The sequence below is a fragment of the Micromonospora pisi genome, assembly GCF_003633685.1.
Taxonomy (GTDB): domain Bacteria; phylum Actinomycetota; class Actinomycetes; order Mycobacteriales; family Micromonosporaceae; genus Micromonospora_G; species Micromonospora_G pisi.
This window is the reverse complement of the sequence record NZ_RBKT01000001.1, coordinates 6,731,601-6,757,485: the sequence shown is the minus strand read 5'-3', so window position 1 is coordinate 6,757,485 and position 25,885 is coordinate 6,731,601. Positions and strand designations below refer to the sequence as shown.

The 25,885-nt window shown below is 71.2% G+C and carries 27 protein-coding genes; 9 read left to right on the top strand and 18 right to left on the bottom strand.

The genetic code is table 11. From position 1 onward, the window contains the following. Positions 1–76: 76 nt before the first annotated feature. Entirely contained in the window at positions 77–658 is a 582-nt protein-coding gene (locus BDK92_RS29180) for a YflT domain-containing protein (protein ID WP_121159584.1), read from the top strand. A gap of 81 nt (positions 659–739) precedes the next feature. On the opposite strand, the gene BDK92_RS29175 is transcribed toward BDK92_RS29180, so the two are convergent. The 3 genes from BDK92_RS29175 to BDK92_RS29165 are packed head-to-tail and all read right to left on the bottom strand — an operon-like array spanning position 740 to position 3,115. After that, the gene (locus tag BDK92_RS29175) at positions 740–1,924 is read right to left on the bottom strand and encodes an FUSC family protein (protein WP_121159583.1); all 1,185 of its coding nucleotides are present in this window, start codon (positions 1,922–1,924) and stop codon (positions 740–742) included. A 34-nt stretch (positions 1,925–1,958) separates the two neighbouring features. After that, on the bottom strand, positions 1,959–2,543 hold the full coding sequence (locus tag BDK92_RS29170) for a DUF1684 domain-containing protein (protein WP_121162693.1): 585 nt from the start codon (positions 2,541–2,543) through the stop codon (positions 1,959–1,961). 38 nt (positions 2,544–2,581) lie between these two features. After that, positions 2,582–3,115: a GNAT family N-acetyltransferase gene (locus BDK92_RS29165; protein ID WP_121162692.1), complete on the bottom strand. Its 534-nt coding sequence runs from the start codon at positions 3,113–3,115 to the stop codon at positions 2,582–2,584. Positions 3,116–3,287: 172 nt separating this feature from the next. On the opposite strand from BDK92_RS29165, the gene BDK92_RS29160 reads away from it, so the two are divergent. Then, positions 3,288–3,770: a MarR family winged helix-turn-helix transcriptional regulator gene (locus BDK92_RS29160; protein WP_121159581.1), complete on the top strand. Its 483-nt coding sequence runs from the start codon at positions 3,288–3,290 to the stop codon at positions 3,768–3,770. A gap of 10 nt (positions 3,771–3,780) precedes the next feature. After that, positions 3,781–4,752, top strand: coding sequence for a pirin family protein (locus tag BDK92_RS29155; RefSeq protein ID WP_121159579.1), 972 nt, complete (start codon positions 3,781–3,783; stop codon positions 4,750–4,752). A 73-nt stretch (positions 4,753–4,825) separates the two neighbouring features. On the opposite strand, the gene BDK92_RS40885 is transcribed toward BDK92_RS29155, so the two are convergent. Continuing rightward, the gene (locus tag BDK92_RS40885; protein ID WP_281278654.1) at positions 4,826–4,957 is read right to left on the bottom strand and encodes a hypothetical protein; all 132 of its coding nucleotides are present in this window, start codon (positions 4,955–4,957) and stop codon (positions 4,826–4,828) included. Between the two features lie 493 nt (positions 4,958–5,450). Between BDK92_RS40885 and BDK92_RS29150 the strand changes: the two genes are divergently transcribed. Further along, positions 5,451–6,122 (top strand): acetoacetate decarboxylase family protein, encoded by a 672-nt coding sequence (locus BDK92_RS29150; protein ID WP_246017308.1) that lies wholly within the window; start codon positions 5,451–5,453, stop codon positions 6,120–6,122. Positions 6,123–6,131: 9 nt separating this feature from the next. Here BDK92_RS29150 and alc read toward each other — a convergent pair whose 3' ends face one another. The 3 genes from alc to BDK92_RS29135 form a co-directional block, all read right to left on the bottom strand. Further along, on the bottom strand, positions 6,132–7,241 hold the full coding sequence (alc, locus tag BDK92_RS29145) for an allantoicase (RefSeq protein ID WP_121159578.1): 1,110 nt from the start codon (positions 7,239–7,241) through the stop codon (positions 6,132–6,134). Beyond that, a complete protein-coding gene (gene allB, locus BDK92_RS29140) occupies positions 7,241–8,569 on the bottom strand; it encodes an allantoinase AllB (RefSeq protein WP_121159577.1) in 1,329 nt (442 codons plus the stop codon). The genes alc and allB overlap by 1 nt, the downstream gene beginning before the upstream one ends. 88 nt (positions 8,570–8,657) lie before the next feature. Then, on the bottom strand, positions 8,658–9,830 hold the full coding sequence (locus tag BDK92_RS29135; RefSeq protein ID WP_121159576.1) for a DUF6986 family protein: 1,173 nt from the start codon (positions 9,828–9,830) through the stop codon (positions 8,658–8,660). 269 nt (positions 9,831–10,099) lie between these two features. Here BDK92_RS29135 and BDK92_RS29130 point away from each other — a divergent pair, with 269 nt between their 5' ends. Further along, entirely contained in the window at positions 10,100–11,128 is a 1,029-nt protein-coding gene (locus tag BDK92_RS29130) for a glutathione S-transferase family protein (protein WP_425462270.1), read from the top strand. A 77-nt stretch (positions 11,129–11,205) separates the two neighbouring features. Here BDK92_RS29130 and pyrE read toward each other — a convergent pair whose 3' ends face one another. The 4 genes from pyrE to BDK92_RS41275 all read right to left on the bottom strand — a co-directional run bounded on the left by pyrE (position 11,206) and on the right by BDK92_RS41275 (position 13,500). Then, positions 11,206–11,739, bottom strand: coding sequence for an orotate phosphoribosyltransferase (gene pyrE / locus BDK92_RS29125; RefSeq protein WP_121159573.1), 534 nt, complete (start codon positions 11,737–11,739; stop codon positions 11,206–11,208). A gap of 77 nt (positions 11,740–11,816) precedes the next feature. Beyond that, entirely contained in the window at positions 11,817–12,317 is a 501-nt protein-coding gene (locus tag BDK92_RS29120; protein WP_121159571.1) for a metallophosphoesterase family protein, read from the bottom strand. Between the two features lie 40 nt (positions 12,318–12,357). Further along, positions 12,358–13,179, bottom strand: a complete 822-nt coding sequence (locus BDK92_RS29115) for an alpha/beta fold hydrolase (protein WP_121162690.1) — start codon at positions 13,177–13,179, stop codon at positions 12,358–12,360. A gap of 231 nt (positions 13,180–13,410) precedes the next feature. After that, on the bottom strand, positions 13,411–13,500 hold the full coding sequence (locus tag BDK92_RS41275) for an SEC-C metal-binding domain-containing protein (protein ID WP_211349681.1): 90 nt from the start codon (positions 13,498–13,500) through the stop codon (positions 13,411–13,413). Positions 13,501–13,796: 296 nt separating this feature from the next. Between BDK92_RS41275 and BDK92_RS29105 the strand changes: the two genes are divergently transcribed. The 4 genes from BDK92_RS29105 (at position 13,797) to BDK92_RS29090 (ending at position 18,266) form a co-directional block, all read left to right on the top strand. After that, positions 13,797–14,321 carry a PadR family transcriptional regulator gene (locus tag BDK92_RS29105; RefSeq protein WP_121162689.1) on the top strand — a complete coding sequence of 175 codons (525 nt, stop codon included), beginning with the start codon at positions 13,797–13,799 and terminating at the stop codon, positions 14,319–14,321. After that, a complete protein-coding gene (locus BDK92_RS29100) occupies positions 14,318–15,025 on the top strand; it encodes an ABC transporter ATP-binding protein (RefSeq protein WP_121159570.1) in 708 nt (235 codons plus the stop codon). The genes BDK92_RS29105 and BDK92_RS29100 overlap by 4 nt, the downstream gene beginning before the upstream one ends. Beyond that, the gene (locus BDK92_RS29095; protein WP_121159569.1) at positions 15,022–17,253 is read left to right on the top strand and encodes an FtsX-like permease family protein; all 2,232 of its coding nucleotides are present in this window, start codon (positions 15,022–15,024) and stop codon (positions 17,251–17,253) included. Before BDK92_RS29100 ends, BDK92_RS29095 begins: the two co-directional genes overlap by 4 nt. Positions 17,254–17,351: 98 nt before the next feature. Then, positions 17,352–18,266: a hypothetical protein gene (locus BDK92_RS29090; protein WP_121159567.1), complete on the top strand. Its 915-nt coding sequence runs from the start codon at positions 17,352–17,354 to the stop codon at positions 18,264–18,266. Here the strand turns inward: BDK92_RS29090 and BDK92_RS29085 are convergent. The 7 genes from BDK92_RS29085 to pucL all read right to left on the bottom strand — a co-directional run bounded on the left by BDK92_RS29085 (position 18,197) and on the right by pucL (position 25,884). Further along, complete coding sequence (locus tag BDK92_RS29085) at positions 18,197–19,474, bottom strand: RNA polymerase sigma factor (RefSeq protein ID WP_121159566.1); 1,278 nt, start codon at positions 19,472–19,474, stop codon at positions 18,197–18,199. The two genes, BDK92_RS29090 and BDK92_RS29085, sit on opposite strands and share 70 nt — an antisense overlap. 4 nt (positions 19,475–19,478) lie before the next feature. Then, positions 19,479–19,922 carry a YciI family protein gene (locus tag BDK92_RS29080; protein WP_246017307.1) on the bottom strand — a complete coding sequence of 148 codons (444 nt, stop codon included), beginning with the start codon at positions 19,920–19,922 and terminating at the stop codon, positions 19,479–19,481. A 120-nt stretch (positions 19,923–20,042) separates the two neighbouring features. Beyond that, complete coding sequence (gene pucD / locus BDK92_RS29075; RefSeq protein WP_121159565.1) at positions 20,043–22,304, bottom strand: xanthine dehydrogenase subunit D; 2,262 nt, start codon at positions 22,302–22,304, stop codon at positions 20,043–20,045. Continuing rightward, the gene (locus tag BDK92_RS29070) at positions 22,301–23,656 is read right to left on the bottom strand and encodes an 8-oxoguanine deaminase (RefSeq protein ID WP_121159563.1); all 1,356 of its coding nucleotides are present in this window, start codon (positions 23,654–23,656) and stop codon (positions 22,301–22,303) included. The genes pucD and BDK92_RS29070 overlap by 4 nt, the downstream gene beginning before the upstream one ends. Next, positions 23,643–24,149 (bottom strand): (2Fe-2S)-binding protein, encoded by a 507-nt coding sequence (locus BDK92_RS29065; RefSeq protein ID WP_121159562.1) that lies wholly within the window; start codon positions 24,147–24,149, stop codon positions 23,643–23,645. The genes BDK92_RS29070 and BDK92_RS29065 overlap by 14 nt, the downstream gene beginning before the upstream one ends. Continuing rightward, a complete protein-coding gene (locus BDK92_RS29060) occupies positions 24,146–25,009 on the bottom strand; it encodes an FAD binding domain-containing protein (protein WP_121162687.1) in 864 nt (287 codons plus the stop codon). The genes BDK92_RS29065 and BDK92_RS29060 overlap by 4 nt, the downstream gene beginning before the upstream one ends. Continuing rightward, a complete protein-coding gene (gene pucL / locus BDK92_RS29055; RefSeq protein ID WP_211349408.1) occupies positions 25,009–25,884 on the bottom strand; it encodes a factor-independent urate hydroxylase in 876 nt (291 codons plus the stop codon). The genes BDK92_RS29060 and pucL overlap by 1 nt, the downstream gene beginning before the upstream one ends. Position 25,885 lies beyond the last annotated feature (1 nt).

Here is a 25,885-nt window from a genome sequence, read left to right as displayed (position 1 = left end):
TCCCCCACCCGGCGGCGACCACGGGTTAGCGCCGCAGCCGGGCGGGAACCCACATCGTTGACGAAGGAGGCAGCTGATGACCACACCCTTGAACCCGAGCGGGCGAGCGGTGGTGCCGGGCCTGCCGTTCGGCGGCAACTCCCTGCCGATGGGTCCGAGCGGCGGGATCTCGATGCCGGGTGACGGCGGGCCGGAAGCCAATCGGACAACCGTGACCATGGCGTCCTACCCGGACTACTCCGGGGCACAGCAGGCCGTCGACTTCCTCGCCGACAACCGGTTCCCGGTCGAACGTACGGCCATCGTCGGGACCAACCTGGCGCTGGTGGAAACGGTGCTGGGGCGGTTGACGACGGCACGGGCGGCGTTGGCGGGTCTCGCCACCGGCGCCTGGTTCGGACTCTTCATCGGCCTGTTGTTCGGCATCTTCACCGTCGGCAACTGGTGGGCGGTGATCGTCGCCGGTCTGCTGATCGGTGCCGCCTGGGGTGCCATCTTCGGTGCCATCGCCCACGCCAGCACAGGCGGTCGACGAGACTTCACCTCGGCGGCCACACTACGGGCGCGCGAGTACGCGGTGACCGTCGACGCCGATCTCGCCGACCAGGCCCGGAACCTGCTGAGCCGAATGAACTGGCAACCAGCCGGCGCCCACTGACGCGGTGCCGAACGAGGAACCCCGTCCGCCCGGACGGGGTTCCTCGTCACGTCGTCCCCCCGGCTGTGTAACGGCCGCAGATCAGGGCTGCTCCGGACGCTGGTCCCGGGCAGCCGCGTGCCGGATGAGGCGTTTCGTCTCGTCTTCCGGCGTGGTTCCGGCCGCCAGGAGGACGTCGGTGGCGGCCACCCCCACCTGGGCCACGATGACACTGCCGGAAAATCCGACCCCTTCCGCGTACGCCTCGCTGGCGGCGGTCACCGCGAGCAGTGCCAGTTCCCGGGCGCCCTCCGGCTTCAGCCCTTCCCTGAGCTCCTCGCGGAGCAGCCCGGCGGCGTCGCCGAGGTGCCGTACGGCCACCGCCAGCCCTTCCGGCAGCCGCTCCCCCTCCTCGATCGCGGCGACTGTCCGCCGCACCAGGGTTCCGGTGTCGTGAACGGTCTTGTCGATGTACGGCAGGCTGGCGCTGTAGCGCAGGATCGCCCGCCGCTGGCGCCACCGCAACGGCGCGAACCGCACGGTTTCCCGCCCGCTGCGCAGCGCGTCCTCGAGGTCACTCAGGTACCCCCTGACCCGGGACAACCGGTCCAACGCGGCACCGGCCCGGACCGGGTCGCGGTCGGCCATCGCCGCCGCGGATTCGAGCAACTCGCCGGTCACCGCCTCGAACACCGCCTTCGCCGCCCGGTCCACCGCCCGCATGGGGTTGAGCGGTATCAACAGCGTGGCCACGACCAGCCCGGTGCCGCCACCGATCAACGCCTCCATGAAGCGGGGAACGACCGGATCGGTCATCTGCGGCTGGAAGGCGACCAGCAACACCGCCGTGGAGGCCGCCTGGGTCAGCACCGCGACGCCGCCGCCGAGCAGCGTGGCGAAGAGGATGGCGAGTGCGACGATCAAGGCGATCTGGGCGGAACCGACGCCGATCCCCTGCACCAGCAGATCTCCCACGGCAACACCGATGGCGATCCCGATGAGCAGTTCGAACGTACGGCGAACCCGGCCGTTCAACGAGACGGCGAGCGTGCTGATCGCCGTGACCGGCGCGAAGACCGGGACGGGGTTGCCCATCAGGTCATGGGTGAACAGCCACGCCAGCCCGGCCGCCACAGCGGCCTGTACGGCGATCAGAGAGGTGTCCCGAAGGTCCTGCACCCGTCGACGCAGGGCATCGCCCAACCGTTCGCGGACCCGGTCCAGCGACCTGCCAACCCGCCCCGGACCAGCGGGCGAGCGGTGGGACCCGTGCCAGGCGCTGGTCATGGTGGAAGCTACCCGTACCGCCTCCGGGTGAACCCTACTCGTACCTGAGTTCCCCTGCTCTGATCTCGGCGCTGACCGTGTTCTCGGCCGGCGCGAGTGGGCATGCCCAGCGGTCGTCGTACGCGCACGACGGGTTGTAGCCGTAGTTGAAGTCGAGACGGATCCGATCCTCGGCCAGCACCGTGACGCCCCGCCCGAAGGTGCCCTTCACCGTGTCGGTGAGATAGCGCCCCCCGCCGTACGACTCCGGGCCGCAGGTGCCGTCACGGAACGGCAGGAACAGGCCGCCGCCGTACGCCTCGATCCACCAGAGGGTCAGCGGACCCCACGGCGTCTGCGCCACCCCGACCCGGCGGTACGTCACCACCCCGTCCGGCCCGCCGGTGTCGATCCGCAACTGCCCCTCGGCGGGACGGAGGGGCACCTCGACGATCGCCTCCGGGTTCTCCGGGAAGTAGCGCACACCGGTGAAGGCGGGCCGCCGCCCGGCGGGGATCGGCGACTGCGGGTGCCGGGCGAAGAGTTCGTCGCGGGCAGCACGGAAGCCGGCCAGGTCCAGGTCCGACAGGTAGAGCCGGGCCACCTTCTCACGCCAGTCACTCAGCTCAAGTTCGTCCACCCGGCCCAGGCTAGCGCGGTCGCGGGAGCCCCGGTCGGTCACTCGTCGGTAGCCAGCCGAGCGTGGAGATGCTCGTCATACCGCTGCTTGTCGCCGTACCGGTGGGACTCGCGCAGGGTCCCCTCCAGCGCGTACCCCGTTTTCTCGGCGACCCGGCAGGACCCCCGGTTGACCACCGCGTGACACAACTCGATCCGGTGCAGGTTCAGCCGCTGGAACGCCCAGCCGGTCACGGTCGCGACCGCCAAGGTGGCGAGGCCCCGACCCCGCGCCGGGGCGACCGTCCAGTACCCGATCGAGGCGTCGCCGTCATAGATCCGGTGCAGCGAGATCGAGCCGAGCAGCGCCCGGGTGGAGGGATCGGCCAGGGCGAACGAGGCGTGGTCCCCGCTGGACCAGTCGGCCCGTCGGCGAACCCACTCACGCGCGCCCTCCATGCCGACCGCCGCGCTCGGCGTCGAATTCCACTGGGCGATCGCCGGTTCACGCATCGCCGCCATCACCTCGGCCGCGTCGGTCAGCTCCCAGGAGCGCAGCAGTAGGCCGGGTACGGAGATCTCCAGAGGTTCCACGGTCGTGCAGTCTCGCATCCCGGACCGGTGACCGTGCGCACTTTTCGTCCGGGACCTCCCCTGGGAACGGTCGCTTCAAACCCGTACGACAGCTCTTTGCGAGCTGGCAGCGTCTGTGCGGACCTCAGCGAGATGTTTGTTTCTAATTTGAAAGAGTGCTAGGTTATCGAACGTGACCCAGAGCTTGAACAGCGCTCAGCTCGCCTGCTGGCGCGCCTACATCGAGTCCAGCCAACGGCTGTTCAACCAGTTGGAGGACGAGCTGCGCGCGGCGAGCGACCTGAACCTCGGCGACTACCAGGTGCTGGTCCTGCTCTCGGAAGCCCCCGGCCAACGACTCCGGATGGGTGAGCTGGCCGGCCGACTGGTCTTCTCACCGAGCCGGCTGACCTACCAGATCTCCTCGATGGAGAAACGCGGCCTGGTCACCCGGCAGCCGTGCCCGGACGACCGGCGTGGCAGCGAGGCCGTGCTCACCGCCGCCGGCCTGCTCACCCTCCAGCGGGCCGCGCCACAGCACGCCGCGTCGGTACGCGAGCACCTGATGGACGACCTGAGCGAAGCCGAACTCGGCACCCTGACCCGGGTCTTCGAACGGCTCGGCGAACGGCTCGCCCCCACCCGACCTTCCTCCGCCAACCCCACCACCAGCTAGGAGTACGACGATGCCCGCGATCACCGTGGAGAACGTCCTGGTCCTGCCGCGCCTGCCGCGACTGGACGAACAGACCACCGAATACCGAAAGGTAACCCGGGTCGTCACCGCACCGAGCGGCTTCGAGGGAGAGGGCTTCCCGGTCCGCCGGGCCTTCGCCGGGGTGCCGATGACCGAACTCGACCCGTTCATCCACCTGGACCAGATGGGTGAGGTCGACTACGCGCCGGGCGAGCCGAAAGGAACCCCGTGGCACCCGCACCGGGGGTTCGAGACCGTCACGTACATCATCGACGGCGTCTTCGACCACCAGGACTCGAACGGGGGCGGAGGCACCATCACCGACGGCGACACCCAGTGGATGACGGCTGGAAGTGGTCTGCTGCACATCGAGGCGCCGCCGGAGCACCTGGTGGTGAGTGGCGGTCTGTTCCACGGCCTCCAGCTCTGGGTCAACCTGCCCCGGGTGGCGAAAATGAGCACGCCGCGCTACCAGGACATCCGGGGCAAGGAGTCGTCCCTGCTCACCAGCCCGGACGGTGGCGCGCTGCTGCGGGTCATCGCCGGTGAGGTCGACGGGCACCAGGGACCCGGTTCGACCCACACGCCGATCACCATCACGCACGTCACGGTCCAGCCCGGCGCGAGCGTCGACCTGCCCTGGCGGTCCGACTTCAACGCCCTGGTCTACGTACTCGGCGGGCGTGGCACGGTCGGAGCCGAACGCCGGCCGGTGCACACCGGTCAGCTCGCGGTACACGGTCCCGGCGAGGCGCTGCGGTTCGGCGCGGACGCGTCCCAGGACTCACACACCCCGGTGCTCGATCTGTACATCATGGGCGGTCAGCCGATCCGTGAGCCGGTGGCACAGTACGGCCCGTTCGTGATGAACACCCGCGACGAACTGGCCAAGGCGTTCGAGGACTACCAGGCCGGCCGCCTCGGCGTGATCCCCGCCGCCCGCCTGCCGCACACCAACTGAGTCAGCCCGACGCTGCGTTAGGAAGGGCCCCTAGTACTACCGGAAGCGATAACAAGGGGCCCTTCCTTCGCTCTCAGGCGGAGACGGCGAAGATTCCCGCCACACCGAGCACCACCATCAACAGCACCGCGACCAGCGCTCCGCGTTCACCCTCGACCGCCTGCTCGGGCTGGTCCGGCTGGCTGTCGACAACCTCGCTTGCCATGCTGTCCTCCCCTGTCCCTGTCTCGATCGGACGGTCTGGGCACGCCGGCGTACCGGGCTCACCGGGTCCTTGCGGATACGGGGGCGGTGCGCCGGCGTGCGACGGGTCGGCGTGGACCACAGGGGTCCGGTCGATCCGTCGGCTGCCTTGCTGGCGGCCGGGAGGGGGCCCTCCAGGCACAGCGACGACAACCTGGGATCGGATTAGCCGTTCCGAGGGCATGGAAACCCGGACGAGGGACGAATTTCCGAGTTCTTCGTACGTGGCCACTCGAGGTGTGCAGGGCGTGCCTGATCCGTACCGGTAACAACCCTGATGTTCGGATCAGTGTGCGGTGGCGGTGCCGATGGGACGGATGTGCTGAGCGGAGCCCCCGCACAGCTGACCGAATTTTCCGAATAGTTCAGCTGTCAACTATCTGTCCTTGCCTCCAATTTGGACGGGCCGTAGCGTCGCGACTACCCCATGTTCACCGGTAACGGAGGCACCAAAGGTGACCAGTCTCGTCGCGCCACAGCTTGTCGTGAACAGCCGGATGATCTACTTCGGCTGGTTGCCGGCGGACCCGGACGCGGTCGCGGCTCTGGTACCGAAGGGGCTGAAGCCGGCCGCCAACCGGCAGGTCTTCATGAACCAGTACGTGGTCGACGACGCCGGCCAGACCTCCGGCTTCGGCGCCTACTCGCTGACCTACCTGGGACCTGACCTGGCCGACCTGGACGCCCCCGACGGAGTCACCCCGGGCCGCTGGTGGACCCACTACCTCAACTCCAGCCCGGTGGTCCGCGAGTACGCCGCCGAGCGCGGCGCGCCGGCCAGCGTCGGCAGCACCACGATCGAGGTCAGGGGCCGGCGACTGGTCGCCACCACCGAGGCCGACGGCGTACCGGTGATCCGGACCACGGCCCGGGTCGGCCGCACCGGCGACGCGATCAACCAGGGCCAACTGCGCTACATCACCAAGGTCGGACGCAGGAAGGTCAGCGGCATCTACCCGTTCGTGGCCGAGCCGGTCGACCCGTTCGAGATCGAGTCACTGGAGTTCCTCGAACCGGAGCACTCGACCTACGCGCTGCGCCCGGCGAACCCGCTGGAAATCACCTGGGGCTTCTACTCGCCCCGGGCGTCGTTCGCCTACCCGGGCGGCGAGGGACCACTGAGCTGACCGCCGTACTCAGGCGGGGCCGGCGGGTGGGAGCGGCCCCCGCCACGGTGTGTCCGGGGACCGCCCCGCCGCCGCCGACCGCTCGACCTGTCGTCGCTGCGCCGGTGGCAACAGATCCCACCAGCGCTGCCGCAACGTCGCCAACTCGTCCGGCGCGACCCGGCCGGGCAGCCGCAACCGGGCCAACCCACCGTCGGGGAAGACGTCCAGCCGGACGTCGGTCGCCGGACGTACCTCGGGCAGCGGAAACCGGTGCCGGGTGTCGGGTTGCAGCCGGACCCGGGGCAGCAGCTCGAACCAGGCCCGCTCGTCGGCGGGATCGGCCGACCGGGCGTCGACCCCCCGCAGCGACGCGGCAGCGGGCGCGTTGCCCTTGAAATGACTGGTGTCGAGCTCGACCAGGCGGACCCGGCCGGGGGCCGCGAGGCGGACGCGTACCCAGTCGTTGCCCGGATCACGCCGCCGGGCCGTCTCCCACCCCTCCCCCATCACCCGGGCCAGGCCGGGGGCGATGAGCTGGTCCGGGGAACCGTAGAACCGGTTGCTGCAGTCGGTCACCCGGCCGCCGTACTCCAGCGCCGCGAGATCGACCGAACCGTCGGGAAAGAGCCGCGGATCCGGTACGACGCTCCCGTGCACCCGCAACCGGGCCACCCCGCCGTCCGGGTGGATGGTGAGCCGCACATGGGTGAACCGCCGCGGGTCCCGTACCGGGAAGGCGTTCGCGGTGTCGCCGTGCACCGCCGAGCGGGGCACGATCGAGATCCAGTCCGCTGCGGCCAGTTCGTCCGCGCCCGGGTAGCCCTCCAGGCCGCACGCCTGCACCGAGACGTACGGCGGGAAGTTGCCGGTGAAGAAGGAGGTGTCCACCACCACCCCGGAGATGACACCGGCCGCGCCGAGCCGGACCACCGCGTGATCTGATCCGGGTTCCCTGCGGCGACGGGTCTCCCAGCCGTCGTACACCTGGCCCTTGGCCCCGAAGGTCTGCGGGGTGAACGTCGGTGGACCGGTGTTGACCAGGTTGTCCCGGGCGGCGAAGAACTCGTCGTTGGCGTCGACCACCGATCCGCCGAGCAGTCGGGAGGCGAGGTCGGGCAGTTCGGTGAAGTCGGCCATCAGACCGGTCCCCGGCGCAGGAACCGCCCTCGGGGCGGCTCGTCCGGCCGGACCGGGTCGCCGCGCAGCCAGGTCGCGCGCACCTCGCCGAAGAGCTTGCGCCCGGCGTACGGGGTGATCGGGTGACGGTGCCGGAGCAGCCCCGGCTCGACCGTGAACCGGCCCTCCGGGGCGAACGCCACCAGGTCGGCATCGGCTCCGGGCTCGATCCGGCCCTTCGCCGGCAGCCCGGCGATCTGCGCCGGCCGCCCCGCCATCCAGCGCACCACGTCGGCCAGGCTGTGCCCACGCGCGCGGGCCTCGGTCCAGACCACCGGCAGCCCCAGTTGCAGCGACGCGACGCCGCCCCACGCGGAGGCGAAGTCGCCCCGGTCGAAGTTCTTCAACGCCGGTGGGCAGGGCGAGTGGTCGGAGACGACACAGTCGACGAGCCCGTCGGCCAACCCGCCCCAGAGCGCGTCCCGGTTCCCGGCGTCCCGGATCGGTGGGCAGCACTTGAACTCGGTCCCGCCGTCAGGCACCTCCTCCGAGGTCAGCGCCAGGTAGTGCGGGCAGGTCTCGACCGTCACCCGGACCCCGTCCCGACGTGCCTGCGCGATCAGGGGCAGCACCTGCGCGCTGCTCAGGTGCAGGATGTGCACCCGCGCCCCGGTCCGGCGCGCGGCGGCGAGCACCGTGGCGACCGCCCGGGTCTCGGCCTCCGGCGGACGTGAGGCGACGAAATCCGCGTACCGCCCCGAGGTCGGCGCCGGTAGGAGCGACGCCGGGTCCTCGGCGTGCACCACAAAGAGAGCGTCCACTGTCTCCAGTGCCTGGCCGAAGCCGACCGGGTCCAGCGGCGGGAACTCCGGCACACCCGAATCGGCCAGGAAGACCTTGAAGCCGAGCACCCCGGCGGCGTGTAACGCCGGCAGGTCGGCCAGGTTTCCCGGCACCGCACCGCCCCAGAAACCGACGTCGACGTGGCACCGGCCGGCGGCGGAGCGACGCTTGGCGCGCAGCGCGTCCGCGGTGACGGTCGGCGGCAACGAGTTGAGCGGCATGTCCACGATGCTGGTGACACCACCGGCCAGGGCGGCCCGGGTGGCGGTGGGAAAACCCTCCCAGTCGGTACGACCCGGCTCGTTCACGTGCACGTGGGTGTCGACCAGGCCGGGTAGCAGGGCCAGCTCACCGAGGTCGTCCCCGGCCACCGCGTGGTAGTCCTGCACCGCGGCGATCCGCCCGTCGCGCAGGCAGACCGCTGCTGGGCGCTCCCCCTGCGGCGTCACCACCCGACGCGAGCGGAGCACCAGATCGTAACCACCGTCGTACCGTTCGCCACTCATGCCATCACCTTCCCGCTGGTCGTACCGCTTGCGGCGTACGCTGACGCGCCGCCGGCGTCGTCCCGGAATGCCCGACGCCGGCGGTGGTCTACAGCGCCGCCAGTTCGGCCCGGTCGAACCCGGCCTCGCCGGGGTCGAGCGCGCCGCAGTCCAGTCCACGCAGCAGGAACCCGGCCAGTGCCCGCGCGGTCGCCGGCTCGTCCAGCACCCCGGTCGAGCGCCGCTCCAGGTACGCCCGCAGCCGCCCGGCCGCCGCGACCCGGCCGTCCCGGAAGAAGCCGTACGTGGCCGCGTACCGGGTCGGCAACTGCGCCGGGTGCATGTCCCAACCCTGGTAAATGCCCTGTGCCAGGGATCGGCGGACGAGTGCGGCGTGCAGCTCCCAACCTGCCCGTACCTCGGTCGGGGAACCGACCGGCAGCACGTTGGTGGAGCCGTCGGAGAGGCGTACCCCGGTGCCGGCGGCGACCACCTGCATCACCGCCTTGGCGAAGTCCGCCACCGGATGCGCCATGCTCTGCTCGGCCGCCGCGACCCCGATCGCCGCGCTGTAGTCGTAGGTGCCGTAGTGCAGGGCGGTGCAGCGTCCCTGAGCCGCCCCGATCATGCGGGCGACGGTGGCGGTGCCGTCCGCGCCGAGTACGGCCGGCGGCGTCTCCACCTGCACCTCGAACCGCAGCCCCCGGGCGGGCAGCCCGTACGCCGCCTCCAGCCGCTCGCAGAGCAGGACCATCGCCTCCACCTGTACGGGGCTGCTCACCTTCGGCAGGGTCACCACGAATCCGTCCGGCGGTGCCCCGTCCAGCGCCTCGAGGAAGATGTCCAGGGTGCGTACGGCGCGGCGTCGGGTCGGCCCCTCCAAGCTCTTGATCCGCAGTCCGGAGAAGGGCAGCGGGCCGGCCTTGCGCAACGCCGTCGCCGCCGAGCGCGCCACCGCGTCCTCGACCTCGTCGGCGGGGGTGCCGTAGCCGTCCTCGAAGTCGATCCGCAGGTCCTCGATCGGTTCCCGGTCGAGTTTGCGCATCACCCGGTCGTGCAGCTCCGGTCCGTACGGCGCCGGCGGGTGCGCCGCGAGCACGCCGATGGCCGCCGCACCCCACTCGCGTACCACTCCCGGGTGCATCCGGTCGGCCGGCAGGTAGACGGTGTGCACCGGCTGCCGGCCCGGTGCCGGCCCCGGATAGCGCCGGGTCAGCTCCGCGTCGACCGGCCCGAGCCGGGTGTCCAGCTCGGTGTGGATTGCCGGGTCGAGACGACTCATCGCCCCGGCCGTCCGTGGTGGTCGGGCCCGGAATCGTGGTGGGACATGGTCGGCAGCCTCCGTCCCGGAGTCACCCGGTGCAGTGGATCCTGATGCCCACCGTAGCCGTTCGCATCGGGTCAGTCAGCAGTCGTGAGCGTCATCCAGGTAAATCGTTCGATCGACGTGATCGACGCCGACCGCTCCGGACCCGCCGATGAGCAGGGCTGTCCCCGTTCCGGCGGCCACAAAGCCGCGACCCGGGACCGGAAATGCGCAACGATGACGGCATGTCGAACGAAGAAGGTGGCACGTACGTGAACCCCGGCGGGGAGTTCACCCGTGACCAGCGCTACATCGCCACCCGGATCACCGCCGACGGCCGGGACGGCTACCCGGTGGAGCCGGGCCGGTACCGGCTCGCGGTCGCTCGGGCCTGCCCCTGGGCGAGCCGGATGATCGTCGTACGCCGTCTGCTGGGGCTCGAGGACGTGCTGTCGATGGCCCTGGCCGGGCCGACGCACGACGTACGGAGCTGGACCTTCGACCTCGATCCCGGCGGGCGGGACCCGGTGCTCGGCATCGAACGGTTGCAGGACGCGTACTTCGCCCGGTTCCCCGGTTACGAGCGGGGCATCACCGTACCGGCGATCGTCGACGTGCCCACCGGGCAGGTGGTCACCAACGACTACGCCCAGATGTCGCTGGACCTCTCCACCGAGTGGGCCGCGTACCACCGGGCGGGCGCTCCGCGGCTCTACCCGGAGGAGCTGCGCGACGAGATCGACGAGGTGAACCGGGTGGTGTTCAAGGACGTGAACAACGGCGTCTACCGCTGCGGTTTCGCCGGTTCACAGGAGGCGTACGAGCGGGCGTACGAGCGGCTGTTCGACCGGCTCGACTGGCTCTCCAACCGGCTCGCCAACCAGCGTTACCTGGTCGGTGACACGATCACCGAGGCCGACGTCCGGCTCTTCACGACACTGGTCCGGTTCGACCCGGTCTACCACGGCCACTTCAAGTGCAACCGGCAGAAACTCACCGAGATGCCGGTGCTCTGGGCGTACGCCCGCGACCTGTTCCAGACCCCCGGCTTCGGCGACACTGTCGACTTCGACCAGATCAAGCGCCACTACTACGAGGTGCACAAGGACATCAACCCGACCGGCATCGTCCCGTCCGGTCCGGACCTGCGGGGCTGGCTCGACCCGCACGGTCGGGAGGCGCTCGGCGGCCGGCCGTTCGGTGACGGCACCCCGCCCGGACCGGTCCCCGCCGAGGAGACCGTCCCAATCGAGCACACCCCGTACGCCGCCTGAGTTCCCACCCCTCGCGGACTACCCGGCCGGCCGGCTGCCGGCGTCACCGCGTACCCGGTGACGCCGGCAGTCTGCGGTCAGCGGGCGGCGGCGGCCTGGTCCAGGTCGGCGCGGGTGAGCAGCGAACGCAGCGCGATCCCGTCCCGGGCCAGGGCCTCGGCGCCGCCCTCCTGCCGGTCGATGACGCAGAGCGCGTGCTCGATCTTCGCGCCCAGTTCGCGGAGCTGGCCGGTGGAGATGGCGATCTGACCGCCGGAGGTGACCACGTCCTCGACGATCAGCACCCGGGCACCGGCGACGTCGGCCCCCTCGGCCAGCCGGGCGGTGCCGTACTCCTTCGCGGTCTTGCGGACGAACGCGCAGGGCAGTCCGGTGTGCCGGCCGAGCGCGGTGACCACGGGAATGCCGCCGAGTTCCAGTCCGGCGAGCACCTCGGTGTCGGACGGCACGAGCGCGGCCATCTCGGCGGCGAGGGCGTCGAGCAGGAGCGGGTCAGCCTCGAAGCGGTACTTGTCGAAGTACTCGTCGGCGACGCGGCCGGCGCGGAGCACGAACCGGCCGGTCAGGCGGGCGACGGCATCGACCCGCTGGGCAAGATCAGAGAGAGTCACAAGGCACCATCATGGCAGAGACAGCGCCGTCCTCGCCGTTGCCGGACCCCCACTCGGCAGACCTCCCGATCGTGTGATCACCGGGGCGGCAGCGGGTGCAGGGTGACTGCGGTGAGTCGACCGTCGGTGACCCGCGCGGTGAGGTAGGTGGCGTGCGGCTGGCGACGGCGGTCGGTCGGCGAGCCGGGGTTCAGCAGTCGGAGTCCGCCCGGCGCCACGCTGTCCCACGGGATGTGCGAGTGGCCGAAGATCAGTAGGTCGGTGTCACCGAACCGGTCGGCGCAGCGCCGTTCCCGTCCGACCGCCGGGCCGGTCTCGTGTACGACGGCCACCCGCAACCCGTCCAGCTCGATTCTGGCGACCTCCGGTAGGCGTGCACGCAACCCCGGCCCGTCGTTGTTGCCGTACACGCCGACCAGTCGGGCGCTGCGCGCCTCGAGGGCGTCGAGCAGCGGCTCGTCCACCCAGTCACCGGCATGGAAGACCAGGTCGGCGGCGTCGACCCGGGCCCACAGTTCGGCCGGCAGGTCGCGGGCCCGTTTCGGCACGTGGGTGTCCGCCATGATCACAAGACGCACCCGGACAGCCTATCGAGGATGTCGGCAGGGTCAGCTACGTTCAGCTGCGGAGGAACGCCAGCAGGTCGCCGTTCACCTGGTCCTGGAGCGTGGCGGTCATGCCGTGCGGCGCACCCGGGTAGTAGATCTCCTGAGCGCCCGCGATGAGCTGGGCCGACTTCGGCGCCGCGTCCTTGACCGGCACGATCTGGTCGTCCTCGCCGTGCATGACGAGGGTCGGTACGTCGAACTTCTTCAGATCCTCGGTGAAGTCCGTCTCGGAGAAAGCCTTGATGCTCTCGTACGCGTTCTTCAGCCCCGACTGCATGCTCCAGAGCCAGAACTGGTCCAGCACTCCCTGGGAGACCTGGGCACCCTTGCGGTTGGCACCATAGAACATCAGGGCCAGGTCCTTGTAGAACTGCGACCGGTCCTTGACCAGACCGGCACGCAGTTCGTCGAAGACGCTGATCGGCAGCCCTTCCGGGTTCTCCGCGGTCTGCAGCATCAGCGGCGGCACAGCGGAGATCAGCACTGCCTTCGCGACCCGGCCGGTGCCGTGCCGACCGATGTAACGGGCCACCTCCCCGCCCCCGGTGGAGCGGCCGACGAGGGCGGCGTCGTGCAGGTCGAGGGTCTCGATCACGGCGGCGAGGTCGTCCGCGTACCCGTCCATGTCGTTGCCATTGGACGCCTGGCTCGACCGCCCGTGACCTCGTCTGTCGTGGGCGACCACTCGGAACCCGTTCTGCACCAGAAAGAGCATCTGACCGTCCCAGGCGTCCGCGCTGAGTGGCCAGCCGTGCGAGAAGGTGACGACCGGACCCGTACCCCAGTCCTTGTAGTAGATCTCGGTGCCGTCTTTCGCGGTGATGGTGCTCATGGTCGCCATTCCTCTGCGGGCAGGTACGCGAGTCTCGGCGGAGGTTCATCCCCGGGCACCCCGGCCGCACCTGACTCTAGAACGCCTCGACCGGCCCTGACCTGCACTTCCCGGATCGGGTAGGGTGCCGACGGATCGTCGCGTCGGGCGGCCAGACGAAGACCGGGGGCGCCGCGAACAGCGGCACCCCCGGGTTTTCAGTCCCGCCGGTAGTAGTGGGCGTTGGTGTCGTCAAACCGCCCACCGGCACGGCAGCAGCGGCCGAAACCGACGCCCGGAACCGCACGGGCAGGGGTCCTTGCCGCCTAGCTTCTCGACCAGTTCCTTGTCGACACCGACGACCCGGTGCCCCCGTTTGACCTGCGACTCGCTAGAGGGAACCCCCTGCGGCGCTTGCTGGTCGGCTCAAAAGGACGCCTCGGCGTCATAGTCGTGGCTCATGGTGATCGCCTCCTCGCTCGTCGGACCAGGCAGTCGAACGGTAGCCCTCCACAGGAGACGGGTCGAACCCTTTTTCGCCTCAGAACCCCGGTGTACGGCGCCACCCGACCTCACCCCAGAGGCTTAGCACCCGGGTATATATACGCGGTGTATATACCCGGTGTATGGTCTCCACCATGAGCGTTCCGATGACCCTCCTTGGCCTGCTCGAACGCGAGCCCAGCCACGGCTACGACCTCAAGCGCGACTACGACACCTACTTCGGCCGGGGCAAGCCACTGCCGTTCGGCCAGGTCTACTCGACCCTCAGCCGCCTCGCCCGGGACGGCAAGGTGGTGATCAGCGAGGTCGAGCCGGGCGTCGGCGGGGAACGCAAGCGGTACATCATCACCGAGGTCGGCGCCACCGAGGTCGAGTCATGGCTGACCGAACCGGTCGACGCCGAGCCACACCTGCAGACCGTGCTGATGGCCAAGGTCGTACTGGCCCTCATGCTCGGCCGCAACGCCGAGGCGTACCTCGACACGCAACGCGACGCCCACCTGCGGCGGATGCGGGAGCTGACCGAGATCAAACGCACCGGCAGCCTGGTCGACGCGCTCCTGGCCGACCACGGCATGTTCCACCTGGAAGCCGACCTGCGATGGATCGACACCACCATCGCCCGGCTGGACGCACTGGCGGCGGCGGTGCGCCCATGACCACCGGAACCGGCAACGAGCAGCACATCATCGAGGCACGCGAGGTCGTCCTGTCGTTCGGCCAGACGCCGGCGCTGCGCGGCGCCAACGTCGCGGTCGACGCTGGCGAGATCATCGCCATCATGGGTCCCAGCGGGTCGGGAAAGTCGACCCTGCTGCACTGCCTGGCCGGAATCCTGGTGCCCGACTCCGGGGAGATCCACTTCGACGGCAGCCGGGTCGACACCAGAACCGAGACCGAACGCAGCACCCTGCGCCGGGACCACTTCGGCTTCGTGTTCCAGTTCGGCCAACTCGTACCCGAACTGACCGCCGAGGAGAACGTGGCGCTGCCACTGCTGCTCGCCGGCACCCGACGCAACGACGCGCTGCGCGAGGCCCGACTCTGGTTCGAACGGCTCGGGCTCGACGGACTGGAACGGCGCAGGTCGGGTGAACTCTCCGGCGGTCAGGCACAACGGGTCGCACTGGCCCGTGGTCTGGTCGCCCGGCCGAAGATCCTGTTCGCCGACGAGCCGACCGGCTCGCTGGACACCCTCACCGGCGAACAGGTGATGGAGCTGCTCGTCGCGGCAGCCCGCGAGCAGGGCACCACCGTCGTCATCGTCACCCACGAGGCCCGAGTGGCCGCCTCCGCCGACCGGCACATCATGGTCCGCGACGGGAAAGTGACGTCGCTCGTACCGGACCGGGTGCCCTCGTGATCCGCCTCGGTCTCCGACTCGCCCTGGCCAGCGGGCGCGAAGCAGCCGTACGACTGACCATCATCACGGTCGCCGTGGCGTTCGGCGTCGGCCTGCTCCTGGCCACCGTGGCGGGCGTCAACGGGGTCGGCAGCCAGAACAGCCGGTACGCCTGGCTGAGCACCGGCAACTCCGAAGTGGCGAGCGCCGACGCGTCCTCGGTGGACCCGCTCTGGTGGCTGCTCAGAAACGACTACTTCCACGGCGAGAACATCGGCCGGGTCGACGTTGCCGCCACCGGTCCCCGGGCACCGATCCCGCCGGGCCTGCCCCGGCTGCCCGGCCCGGGAGAGTTCTACGCCTCACCGGCGCTGAGCGCACTGCTGCGCGCCACCCCGGCCGCCGAACTCGGCAACCGCTTCCCGGGCCGGCAGATCGGCACGATCGGACCGTCGGCGCTACCGTCGCCCGACTCGCTGCTCGTCATCGTCGGCCACGGTCCCGACGAGCTGTCGAAACATCCCGGCGCCGAACAGGTCACCAGCATCATGTCCGCCGACTCGGACTGTGCCGGATGCTCGCTCGGCGTACGCGGAGCCGGGATGACACTGCTGCTCTCCGTGGTGGCGGCCGGGTTGCTCTTCCCGGTGCTCATGTTCATCGGCACCGCGACCCGACTGTCCGCGGCCCGCCGGGAGCAGCGGTTCGCCGCGATGCGCCTGGTCGGTGCGACACCCCGGCAGATCTCGATGATCGCCGCAGTCGAATCGGCGGTCGCCGCGGTCGCCGGAACCGTCGTCGGCTTCGGACTGTTCCTCCTGTTCCGCCCGGCCCTCGCCGAGATCCCCTTCACCGGAACGCCGTTCTTTCCGGACGACCTGTCGCTCGGCGTGGTCGACGTGCTGCTGGTGGCGCTCGGGGTGCCGGTCGCGGCGGTGGTCACGGCGCGGCTCGCGCTGCGCCGGGTACGCATCTCCCCGCTCGGCGTGAGCCGACGGGTCACCCCGAGCCCGCCCCGGGCGTGGCGGTTGATCCCGCTCGCGCTCGGGATCGCCGAACTCGTCTTCTTCGTCGGTCGCCGCCCCGCGACCACCAACGGCCAGAGCGCGGCGTACCTGTCCGGGATCCTGCTGATCATGGTGGGGCTGGTCGTCGCCGGACCCTGGTTGACCATGCTCGGCTCCCGGGTGATGGCGGGCCGGGCGACCCGACCCGCGACCCTGATCGCCGGACGGCGACTCGCGGACAACCCGCAGGCCGGCTTCCGGGCGGTCAGCGGGCTCATGCTCGCGCTCTTCGTCACCAGTGTGGCCACCGGCGTGATCACCACGATCGTCGCCGAACGCGGCGCACCACGCGCCGGATCGACCTTCAGCTCCTCGCTGGCCAAGACGTTCTGGCCGGAGGAACGGGTCGCCGGCCAACCCGAACCGCAGGTAGACGCGGCCCTGGCCGAACTGCGCGCGATCCCCGGCGTCCGCGATGCCACCCTGGTCCACGAGAGCCCCGACCTCGGCCTGGCCTCCGCCGGCGACCGATCGATGCCGGCCCTGATCTCCTGCGCCGAACTCGCCCGCCTCGCGACCTTCGGTGGCTGCCCGGCCGGCACGGAGGTGGCCGGGGTCTATCCGGATCTCATCGCCCCCCGTGACATGTCGCAGGACCCCATGGTCTGGCCAGCCGCAGCCGTCTCCGCCGAGAGCCTGCGACAGCTTCCGGTGGTGTCGATCGTCGCCCAGACCGACGGCACGGCAGCGGCGATCGAACGGGCGCGGACGGCTCTCGCGACCGCCATCCCGCAGGGCCGTTTCCCCGCCACCGCAGGCGAGTTCGAAGCGGACTTCACCCGGACCCTGGTCCAGTGGCAGCAGCTCGCGAACGTGGTGATCCTCGCCAGCCTGCCCATCGCCGGGTGCAGCCTGGCGGTCGCCGTGGTCGGCGGCCTGACCGACCGCAAGCGCCCGTTCAGCATGCTGCGCCTGACCGGCGTCCCGCTCGGCGTACTCCGCCGGGTGGTGGCGCTGGAGAGCACCGTCCCGCTCCTGGTCGTCGCCGCGCTGGCGACCGGGACCGGGTTCCTCGCCGCCCACCTGTTCCTCACCTCGCAGATGCACTACTCGCTGCGGGCACCGGGGATCAGCTACTACCTGATCGTGGTCGCCGGCCTCGCCGCCTCGCTCGCGATCATCGCCTCGACCATGCCGCTGCTGCGGCGGATCACCGGTCCCGAGACAGCCCGTAACGAGTAGCTCCATCGGGCTCAGGTCGGTCGTACCCCGTACCGACCTGAGCCCCCGGCGGTGTTGGTCTCCGGGCCCCCCGGAAAGCCCATGACATGATTGGCGGCATGGGACAGCAGCAGGACGTCGACGGATCTGACCGTCACAGTGGGTCAGGCACCACCACCGGTGGGAGCGTCGACGCGCGGCTCGCCCTCGCGAACAACCCCGCGACACCGCAGATGAGGCTCTACGATCTGGCCTCCGACCCGTCGCCGCTGGTCCGCAAGGCGGTCGCGGCGCGGACCGACGCACCCGCGCAGGCACTGCGACCGCTCGCCCGAGACCATGATCGTCACGTCCGCGAGGCGGTGGCGCGGAACACGTCGGCGTCGGTCGGCAACCTGCTGCGCCTGGTGAAGGACGCCGACCGGTGGGTCCGCTGGGCGGTCGCCGGCAACCCGGCCTGCGACGAGTCGGTCCGAGAGGTGATGGCGAAGGCGCCGGACAAGGAACTCCGTGGCCTCCTCGCGGAGGTGCGCACCCTGGAACCGGAGCTCGCCGCCATCCTCGTCGACGACGTGTCACCCGAGGTACGGGAACGACTCGCCACCCACACCCACGACCCGGACGTGATCACCGCCCTGATGGCCGACCGCACCGTACGGGTGCGCAAGGGGCTCGCCCGCAACGCGCGGACCACGGCCGAGCAGCGCTCCCGGCTCTCCCGGGACTCTGCGGTCGACGTCCGCGCGGCACTCGTGAGCACCCTCGAACTGGACGAGGCGGATCTGGAATCGCTGGTCGACGACCGTTCCGCGCAGGTCCGGCTGGCAATGGCGACATCAGACCTCATTCCGCCACACATCCGGCAGGCCCTTGAGCGGGACGCCGACGAGTCGGTGGCCGCCGCCGCGCGCGACTACGGCCGGACCTCCACCGCCGCTCCGACGGTACGCACCCCGCGCGTCGGTCACCGGCGCTCCGGTACCGGCCCCGCCGGATCAACAACGGCGAGCCGGGCCGCCCGCAGCCGGAGGTAGTGCTGCTCAGGGAGGCTGGTGGTCCGGCCGGCGGCAGCACGGTAGTTCTCCACCGCTGTCTGCCGGTCGCCGAGCATCTCGTACAGGTGCGCCCGGGCCGCGTACAGGCGGTGGTTTCCGGACATGCGCGGGTCGCCGTCCAGCGCCGCGAGCGCGTCGAGGCCGGCGGCCGGGCCGTGCACCATCGCGGTGGCGACCGCCCGGTTGAGGGAGACGACGGGGCTGGCGGAGTGATGTTCCAGCACCTCGTACAGGGCGAGGATCTGCGGCCAGTCGGTCTTCTCGGCGGTCGGCGCCTCGTCGTGCAGGGCGGCGATGGCGGCCTGGATCTGGTACGGACCGACCGGGCCGACCGGCAACGTCCGGGTGATCAGGTCGACCCCCTCGGCGATCGCCGCCGCGTCCCAGCGGCTGCGATCCTGCTCCGCCAGGGAGATCAGCTCGCCGCCCGGCCCGGTACGTGCCGGGCTGCGCGCCTCGGTGAGGATCATCAACGCGAGTAACCCGGCGACCTCGCTGTCACCGGGCAGCAGGGCATGCGCGGCCCGGGCCAACCGGATCGCCTCGCCGGACAGCTCGACCCGTCGCAGCGCGGGACCGCCGCTGCTGGTGTGTCCCTCGTTGAAGATCAGATAGAGGACGTGCAGCACCGCGTCGAGACGCCCCGAACGGTCGCGCGGGTCCGGCATCCGGAACGGGATCCCGGAGGTCTTGATCCGCTGCTTGGCCCGACTGATCCGCTGCGCCATCGTCGCCTCCGGCACCATGAAGGCGCGGGCGATCTCGGCCGTGGTCAGGCCACCGACGGCGCGCAGGGTGAGCGAGATCGCCGAGGCCGGTGAGAGCGCGGGATGGCAGCAGAGGAAGAGCAGGATCAGCGTGTCGTCCCGGTCCGTCGCGATCTCGAGATCGGCGGCCGGCGCGGACCGCGTGTCGTCCGGCTCGCGCCGTGCGGCGAGATCCTCCCGCTTGCGCCGCGCCTGCTCGCTACGGACCAACTCGATCATCCGGCGGTACCCGACCTGGATCAACCAACCTCGCGGGTTCTCCGGCAGACCCTGCTGCGGCCACTGGGTCGCCGCCGCCAGCAACGCCTCCTGCACCGCGTCCTCGGCGGTGGCGAAGTCGCCGAACCGGCGGGTGAGTACGCCGAGGACCTGCGGCGCCAGCTCGCGCAGCAGGTCCTCGACGGGTCGAATGTCGTTCAGCTGGTCACAGCTCCTGCGGCGGCGCGGACATGATCGGGCGTACCTCGATCGGCATGTTCAGCGGGTGTCCGCCGGGACCCGGCGCGGTCGACAGGTGCGCGGCGATCTCGACCGCCCGCTCCGGGGTCTCGCAGTCGACGATCCAGTAGCCGGCGAGGAACTCCTTCGTCTCGGCGAAGGGACCCTCGGTGACGACGGGCGCCCCGCCGACACCGGCCCGTACGATCCTGGCCTGATCCGCGCCGGCCAGGCCCTGCCCGTCGACCATCTCACCGTCGGCGGCGAGCTTGGCGTTCGAGTCCCGCATGAACCCGATGTGCGCCTGGATCTCCTGCGGAGACCAGGTGTCGATCGACGGGAAGTCGGCCGTGGCGGCACTGAACTGCATCAGCAACATGTACTTCACGTTCTGCTCCTCGAAACCCGCGCCCATCACCGGCGCTCTCATGGTCAGGTAGAAGCAGGCGCCGCCTTCTCGACATCCTCGTACAGAATCTTCAAGATTTTTTCCCGGCGGTGTTAGGAAGGGGCCCTTCCTATGCAAAAAGCGATAACAAGGGGCCCTTCCTTACCCGTAGACGATGTGGTGGGGGCGGATGGGGATGGTACGGAGGGGGCGGTTGGTGGCGGCGCGGATGGCGGCGACCACCGCCGGGGTGGACGAGATGGTCGGCGGCTCCCCCACCCCGCGCAGCCCGTACGGCGAGTGCGGGTCGGCCAACTCCAGCACGTCGACCGGCATCGGGGGCGAGTCGAGGATGGTCGGAATCAGATAGTCGGTGAAGGACGGGTTGCGGATCAGCCCGTCCACCACCTGGATCTCCTCCATCACCGCCAGCCCGAGCCCCTGGATGGTGCCGCCGTGGATCTGCCCGAGCACCGCCTGCGGGTTGACCGCCCGGCCGACATCCTGCGCGGTGGCGATCTCGACCACCCGGACCAGGCCGAGTTCGGTGTCCACGTCGACCGTGGCCCGGTGGGCGGCGAAGGCGTACTGCACGTGGGCGTCGCCCTGACCGGTCCGGGGATCCAGTGGATGGGTGGGCCGGTGTCGCCACTGGACGGTCTCCTCCAGCGGCTCGTCGCCGACGAGGTCGGCCAGGTCGGCGACGACCACCCCGGCCTCGGTGACGATCCGGCCGTCGAACAGCCGTACCTCGGCCCCGGCGGCCCGGTCGGCGGCGCGGGCCAGCAGCTTCGCCCGTACCGCCTGGCAGGCGGCGCGCACCGCGCCCCCGGTCATGTACGTCTGCCGCGACGCCGACGACGACCCGGCGCTGCCGACCGAAGTGTCGGCGGTGGCGACGGTGACCCGTGCCACGCCGAGTTCGGTGCGGGCGATCTGCGCCTGTACGGTGACCAGCCCCTGGCCGACCTCGGCGGCGGCGGTGTGCACCAGCACCGCGGGCTCGCCGTTGATCAGCTCCAGTCGGACCCGGGCGGTGGCGTAGTCGTCGAAGCCCTCGGAGAAGCAGACGTTCTTAATCCCGATGGCGTAGCCGACACCTCGGACCACCCCCTCGCCCCGGGTGGTGTTGGCGACCCCGCCCGGTCGTTCACGCGGGTCGGCGGCGGCGGGTGGCGCCGCCGGACGGTCCCGGACCAGGGCGAGCAGCCGGGCCACCGGTGCCGGCCCGTCGACGAGCTGCCCGGTCGGCATGGTCGCCCCCTCGGCCAGGGCGTTTCGGGTACGCAGTTCGACCGGGTCGAGGCCGCACGCGGCGGCGAGGGCGTCCATCTGCGACTCGTACGCGAAACACGCCTGCACCGCGCCGAAGCCACGCATCGCCCCACACGGCGGGTTGTTGGTCCACACCCCGTACGCGTCCATGGTCACGTTCGGCACCTGGTAGGGGCCGATGCCGAGGGTGGCCGCGTTCGCCACCACCGCCGGGGTGCTGGAGGTGTACGCACCCCCGTCGAGCAGGATCCGGGCCCGGACGTAGACGAGTCGGCCGTCGCGGGTGGCGCCGTGTTCGTACCGGAGTGTCGCCGGGTGCCGGTGCACGTGGCCGAAGAACGACTCCTCGCGGGAGTAGACCATCTTCACCGGCCGGCGGGTACGCAACGCCAGCATGCTCGCGTGCACCTGCATGGAGAGGTCCTCGCGGGCGCCGAACGCGCCACCGACCCCGGCCAGGCTCAGCCGTACCAGGTCCGGCGCGAGGCCCAGGGCGGCGGCGACCTGGGCCTGGTCGACGTGCAGCCACTGGGTGGCGATGTAGAGGTCGACGCCGCCGTCCTCGGCCGGCACGGCGAGTCCCGACTCCGGGCCGAGGAACGCCTGGTCCTGCATGCCGACCCGGTACTCGCCGGTGACCACCACCTCCGCCGTCGCCGCCGGGTCGCCCCGGCGCACCGGCACGTGCCGTACCAGTTGGCCGGCGGCGAGCGCCGCCTCCGGGTCGGCGACCGGGTCGAGCACCTCGTAGTCGACCACGATCCGGGCCACCGCCCGCCGAGCCGTCTCCGGGTGGTCGGCGGCGACGATGGCGATCGCCTCGCCCTGGTAGCGCACCTCCTCCCAGGCCAGCACCGGCTGGTCGGCCACGTCCAGGCCGTAGCACTTCGCCCCGGGCACGTCGTCCGCGGTGAGCACGGCGTGCACCCCGGGCAGCGCCAACGCCGCGCTGAGGTCCAGGCCGCGCAGCCGGGCCCGGGGGTACGGGCTGCGCAGGGTGGCGCCCCAGAGCATGTCGTCGGCCCAGAGGTCGGAGGAGAAGGCGAACTCCCCGGTCACCTTCAACCGCCCGTCCGGCCGACGCGGGCTCTGCCCGACGCCCCCTTCGACCACTGTGGACACGGATGGGGCACCGATCGCTCTGGTCATCCGCGTGCCTTCCGGATCAGGGTCCGGTGCGCCCGTCGGGTACGCCGTACCAGGTCGTGTTCGTCGGCGGTACGCAACTCGCCCCGCTCGACCACCGGTGAGCCCCCGACCAGCAGCAGTTCCAGCGGTGCGGGCGGGCCGAGCACCAGGGCGGCGACCGGGTCCTCGATGCCGGTGTGGCCGAGCCCGTCGAGCCGCCACAGGGCGATGTCGGCGAGCTTGCCGGGCTCGATCGAGCCGATCTCGCCGGCCCGGCCGAGGCAGCGGGCACCGCCGATGGTGCCGAGCGCGAGCGCCTGCCGGGCGGTGAGCGCGGCCGGGCCGCCCCGGAGCCGGGCGGCGTAGAGCGCCTGACGCAGTTCGGCGTCGAGCTGGTTCGTTTCCTGCGAGGCCGGCCCGTCGACCCCGAGTCCGACCGGGACACCGGCGTCGAGCAGGTCCCGGACCCGGGCGGTGCCGGCCCCGAGCCGGGCGTTCGAGCTGGGACAGTGCGCCACCGAGGTACCGGTCGCGGCGAGCCGGGCCACCGCGTGGTCGTCGAGGTGGACGGCGTGCGCCAGCCAGACGTCGTCGCCGAGCCAGCCGAGTCGTTCGGCGTACTCGACCGGGGTGCAGCCGTACGTCTCGCGGCAGTAGTGCTCCTCGTCGATCGTCTCGGCGAGGTGGGTGTGCAGCCGTACGCCCCGACGCCGGGCCAGGGCGGCGGCCTCGGTCATCAGTTTCGGGCTGACCGAGAAGGGCGAGCAGGGTGCGACGGCGATCCGGAGCATGGCGTCGTCGGCCGGGTCGTGGAAGCGGTCGATCGCCTCCTCGGTGGCGGCCAGCGCGGTCTCGGTCTCCTCGACGATCTCGTCCGGCGGCAGACCACCGGCGGAACGGCCGAGGTCCATCGAGCCGCGGGTGGGGTGGAACCGCAGCCCGATCTCGGCCGCCGCCGCAACCTGCGCCGCCATCAGGTCGCCCGCGCCCCGGGGATGGACGTAGAGGTGGTCGGTGCTGGTGGTGCAGCCGGAGCGGGCGAGCCAGCCGAGTCCGGCGGCGGTGGTCGCGGCGACCACCTCGGCGTCCAGACCGGCCCAGACCGGATAGAGCGCCCGGAGCCAGCCGAAGAGTTCCTCCTCCTGAGCCAGTCCCCGGGTCGCCCACTGGTAGAGGTGGTGATGGGTGTTGACCAGGCCGGGCGTGACCAGGCATCCGGTGCCGTCGACCCGGCGTACCGAGCGGTGGTGGCGGCCGGCGTGGCCGGAGCCGACGGCGACGATCCGCCCCTGGTCGACAACGACGTGTCCGTCGCGGTACTCGGTCCCGTCGGCGTCGACGGTGGCCACCGCACAACCCTCAATGATGATCATCGTGACCCTCCGGTCCGGTGGGCGTCGACGCGGGGGTGGCGGCGGCCAGCCGTACCGCCGCCATGATGTGCTCGTAACCGGTGCACCGGCACAGGTTGCCGGCCAACGCCTCCCGGATGTCCTGGTCGACCGGGGCCGGGTCGCGGGCGAGCAGGTCGTGCACCGCCACCATCAGACCCGGCGTGCAGAACCCGCACTGGACGGCGCCGGCCGCGACAAAGGCGCGTTGGACCCGGTCGAGCGCGCCGTCCGGGCCGGTCAACCCCTCCACCGTACGCACCTCGCGGTCCTGCGCCTGTCCCGCCGCGACCAGGCACGCGCAGACCGGCACACCGTCCAGATAGACCGTGCAGGAACCACATTCGCCCTGCTCGCAAGCGTTCTTGGCCCCGGCGAGGCCGAGTCGTTCCCGGAGCAGGTAGAGCAGGCTCTCGCCGGCCCAGACGTCGTCGGCGGTGCGCGGCTCGCCGTTGACCCGGCAGCTGACCCTCATCGTCGGCCCCCTTCGCGATGATCCCGCCAGGCCCAGTGCAGTGTTCGACGGGCCAGTACGGCAAGCGCGTGCCGGCGGTAGGCGGCGGTGCCGCGTACGTCGTCGATCGGGGTCGCCGCCGCCGCGACCAGGTCACCGAAGCGACGGGAGAGCGACTCCGGCAGCGCCCCGGCGTCCTCCCAGGACAGTTCGGCGGCGAGCAGTTCCTCGGCCGGTCCGGCGGTCAGCGGCCTCGGCCCGGCCGAACCGATGCCGGTGCCGACCCGCCGGGCCACCGGCTCCAGGGAGAGGGCGAACGAGCAGACCGCGATCACCATCGCGTTGCGGGTGCCGACCTTCGCGAACTGCTGCGGGCCCCCGGCCGGTGGCACCAGGATCGCCGCGATCAGCTCGTCGGGGGCCCGTACGCTGCGCTTCGGTCCGGTGAAGAACTCCGTCACCGGAATCCGGCGGGTGCCGCGTACGGAACCGAGCTCGACCAGCGCGCCGCTGGCGAGCAGCGGCGGGTGGGCGTCCCCGGCCGGTGAGGCGGAGCCGAGGTTGCCGCCGACGGTGCCCCGGTTGCGGATCTGTGGCGAGCCGACGGTACGGGCGGCCAGCGCCAGGCCGGGCAACCGGGCGCCGAGTTCGGTGATGATCCGCCGGTAGGTGACCCCGGCCCCGACCCGGATCAGTCCGCCGTCCCCACCCCACTCGGTCAGCTCGGCCACCCGGCCCAGGTCGAGCAGGGCCACCGGTCGGCGCCGGTCGAAGTTCAGCTCCACCATCACATCGGTGCCACCGGCGATCGGCAGCGCCTCCGGATACGCCGCCTTGGCCGCCAGTGCTTCGGACCAGTTCGCCGGCGCCAGGAACTCCATCACCCCACCCCGTCCCCGGCCCGGGAGATGGTCGCCTCGATCAGCCCGTACGGGCGGTCGGTGGCGACGAAGACCTCGCCCGGGTTCTCCAGACCGAACGGCGCCAGGTCGACCAGCAGGTGGTGCCGGTTCGGCAGGGAGAGCCGTACCTCGGTGATCTCCGGTCGCTCGGCCAGCACCCGGTGACCCATCGCGTAGAGGGTCTGCTGCAACGACAGGCTGTACGTCCCGACAAACGCGTCGACCAGCGCGGCCCGCGCCCCCGCGTACGAGCCGGCCCAGTCCACACCGGTGTCCTGGTAACGCCAGCGGGCGTCGACGGCGGTGGCGAGGATCCGGTCGGTGGTCTCCGGCAACGTCGTGTACGGGTCCTTGACGTAGCCGGTGAACTCCGAGTCGGTGGAGTTGAGCAGCACCAGCCCGGTCAGACCCGCCTCCACCTCGACCAGCCCGGCGTCGGCGTCGGAGTCGGCGTCGAATTCGGAGTCGACGCAGGTGGCGGTGGCGGTGCGGACCTCACCACCGGACCGCTGGAACGAGTGCGGCCCGAGCCGCTGCCAGCCGTACTCCTCGATCCGCACCCGGGCCCGGCTGATCGCCGGCTGGGCGGTGACGAAATGCCGGGCCAGCAGCAGGGCGAAGTCCTCGATCTGGTCGACGCCGTGCGAGCGGGCAAAGGCGTAGACGGTGTTCTTCTGCGAGTCGGTCGGCAGCACCTGGGCGTTGTCGCCGGTCAAATGGGTCGCGGCGAGGTCACCGGCAAGGGTCACGGTCACGTTGAGGTCGCACAGTTCGTGCCGGCCGCCGTGCCGGAGCACCCGGACCAGACGTACCTCGGCCTTGCCGTACTGGTTGGCCCCGAGCACGATCGACATC

Coding starts and splice junctions, on each gene's coding strand:
- BDK92_RS29180 (WP_121159584.1), top strand. CDS start 77: ATGACCACACCCTTGAACCCGAGCGGGCGAGCGGTGGTGCCGGGCCTG.
- BDK92_RS29175 (WP_121159583.1), bottom strand. CDS start 1,924: ATGACCAGCGCCTGGCACGGGTCCCACCGCTCGCCCGCTGGTCCGGGG.
- BDK92_RS29155 (WP_121159579.1), top strand. CDS start 3,781: ATGCCCGCGATCACCGTGGAGAACGTCCTGGTCCTGCCGCGCCTGCCG.
- BDK92_RS40885 (WP_281278654.1), bottom strand. CDS start 4,957: ATGGCAAGCGAGGTTGTCGACAGCCAGCCGGACCAGCCCGAGCAGGCG.
- alc (WP_121159578.1), bottom strand. CDS start 7,241: ATGGCCGACTTCACCGAACTGCCCGACCTCGCCTCCCGACTGCTCGGC.
- allB (WP_121159577.1), bottom strand. CDS start 8,569: ATGAGTGGCGAACGGTACGACGGTGGTTACGATCTGGTGCTCCGCTCG.
- BDK92_RS29135 (WP_121159576.1), bottom strand. CDS start 9,830: ATGAGTCGTCTCGACCCGGCAATCCACACCGAGCTGGACACCCGGCTC.
- BDK92_RS29130 (WP_425462270.1), top strand. CDS start 10,100: ATGTCGAACGAAGAAGGTGGCACGTACGTGAACCCCGGCGGGGAGTTC.
- BDK92_RS29115 (WP_121162690.1), bottom strand. CDS start 13,179: ATGAGCACCATCACCGCGAAAGACGGCACCGAGATCTACTACAAGGAC.
- BDK92_RS29105 (WP_121162689.1), top strand. CDS start 13,797: ATGAGCGTTCCGATGACCCTCCTTGGCCTGCTCGAACGCGAGCCCAGC.
- BDK92_RS29100 (WP_121159570.1), top strand. CDS start 14,318: ATGACCACCGGAACCGGCAACGAGCAGCACATCATCGAGGCACGCGAG.
- BDK92_RS29090 (WP_121159567.1), top strand. CDS start 17,352: ATGGGACAGCAGCAGGACGTCGACGGATCTGACCGTCACAGTGGGTCA.
- BDK92_RS29080 (WP_246017307.1), bottom strand. CDS start 19,922: ATGAGAGCGCCGGTGATGGGCGCGGGTTTCGAGGAGCAGAACGTGAAG.
- pucD (WP_121159565.1), bottom strand. CDS start 22,304: ATGACCAGAGCGATCGGTGCCCCATCCGTGTCCACAGTGGTCGAAGGG.
- BDK92_RS29070 (WP_121159563.1), bottom strand. CDS start 23,656: ATGATCATCATTGAGGGTTGTGCGGTGGCCACCGTCGACGCCGACGGG.
- BDK92_RS29065 (WP_121159562.1), bottom strand. CDS start 24,149: ATGAGGGTCAGCTGCCGGGTCAACGGCGAGCCGCGCACCGCCGACGAC.
- BDK92_RS29060 (WP_121162687.1), bottom strand. CDS start 25,009: ATGGAGTTCCTGGCGCCGGCGAACTGGTCCGAAGCACTGGCGGCCAAG.
- pucL (WP_211349408.1), bottom strand. CDS start 25,884: ATGTCGATCGTGCTCGGGGCCAACCAGTACGGCAAGGCCGAGGTACGT.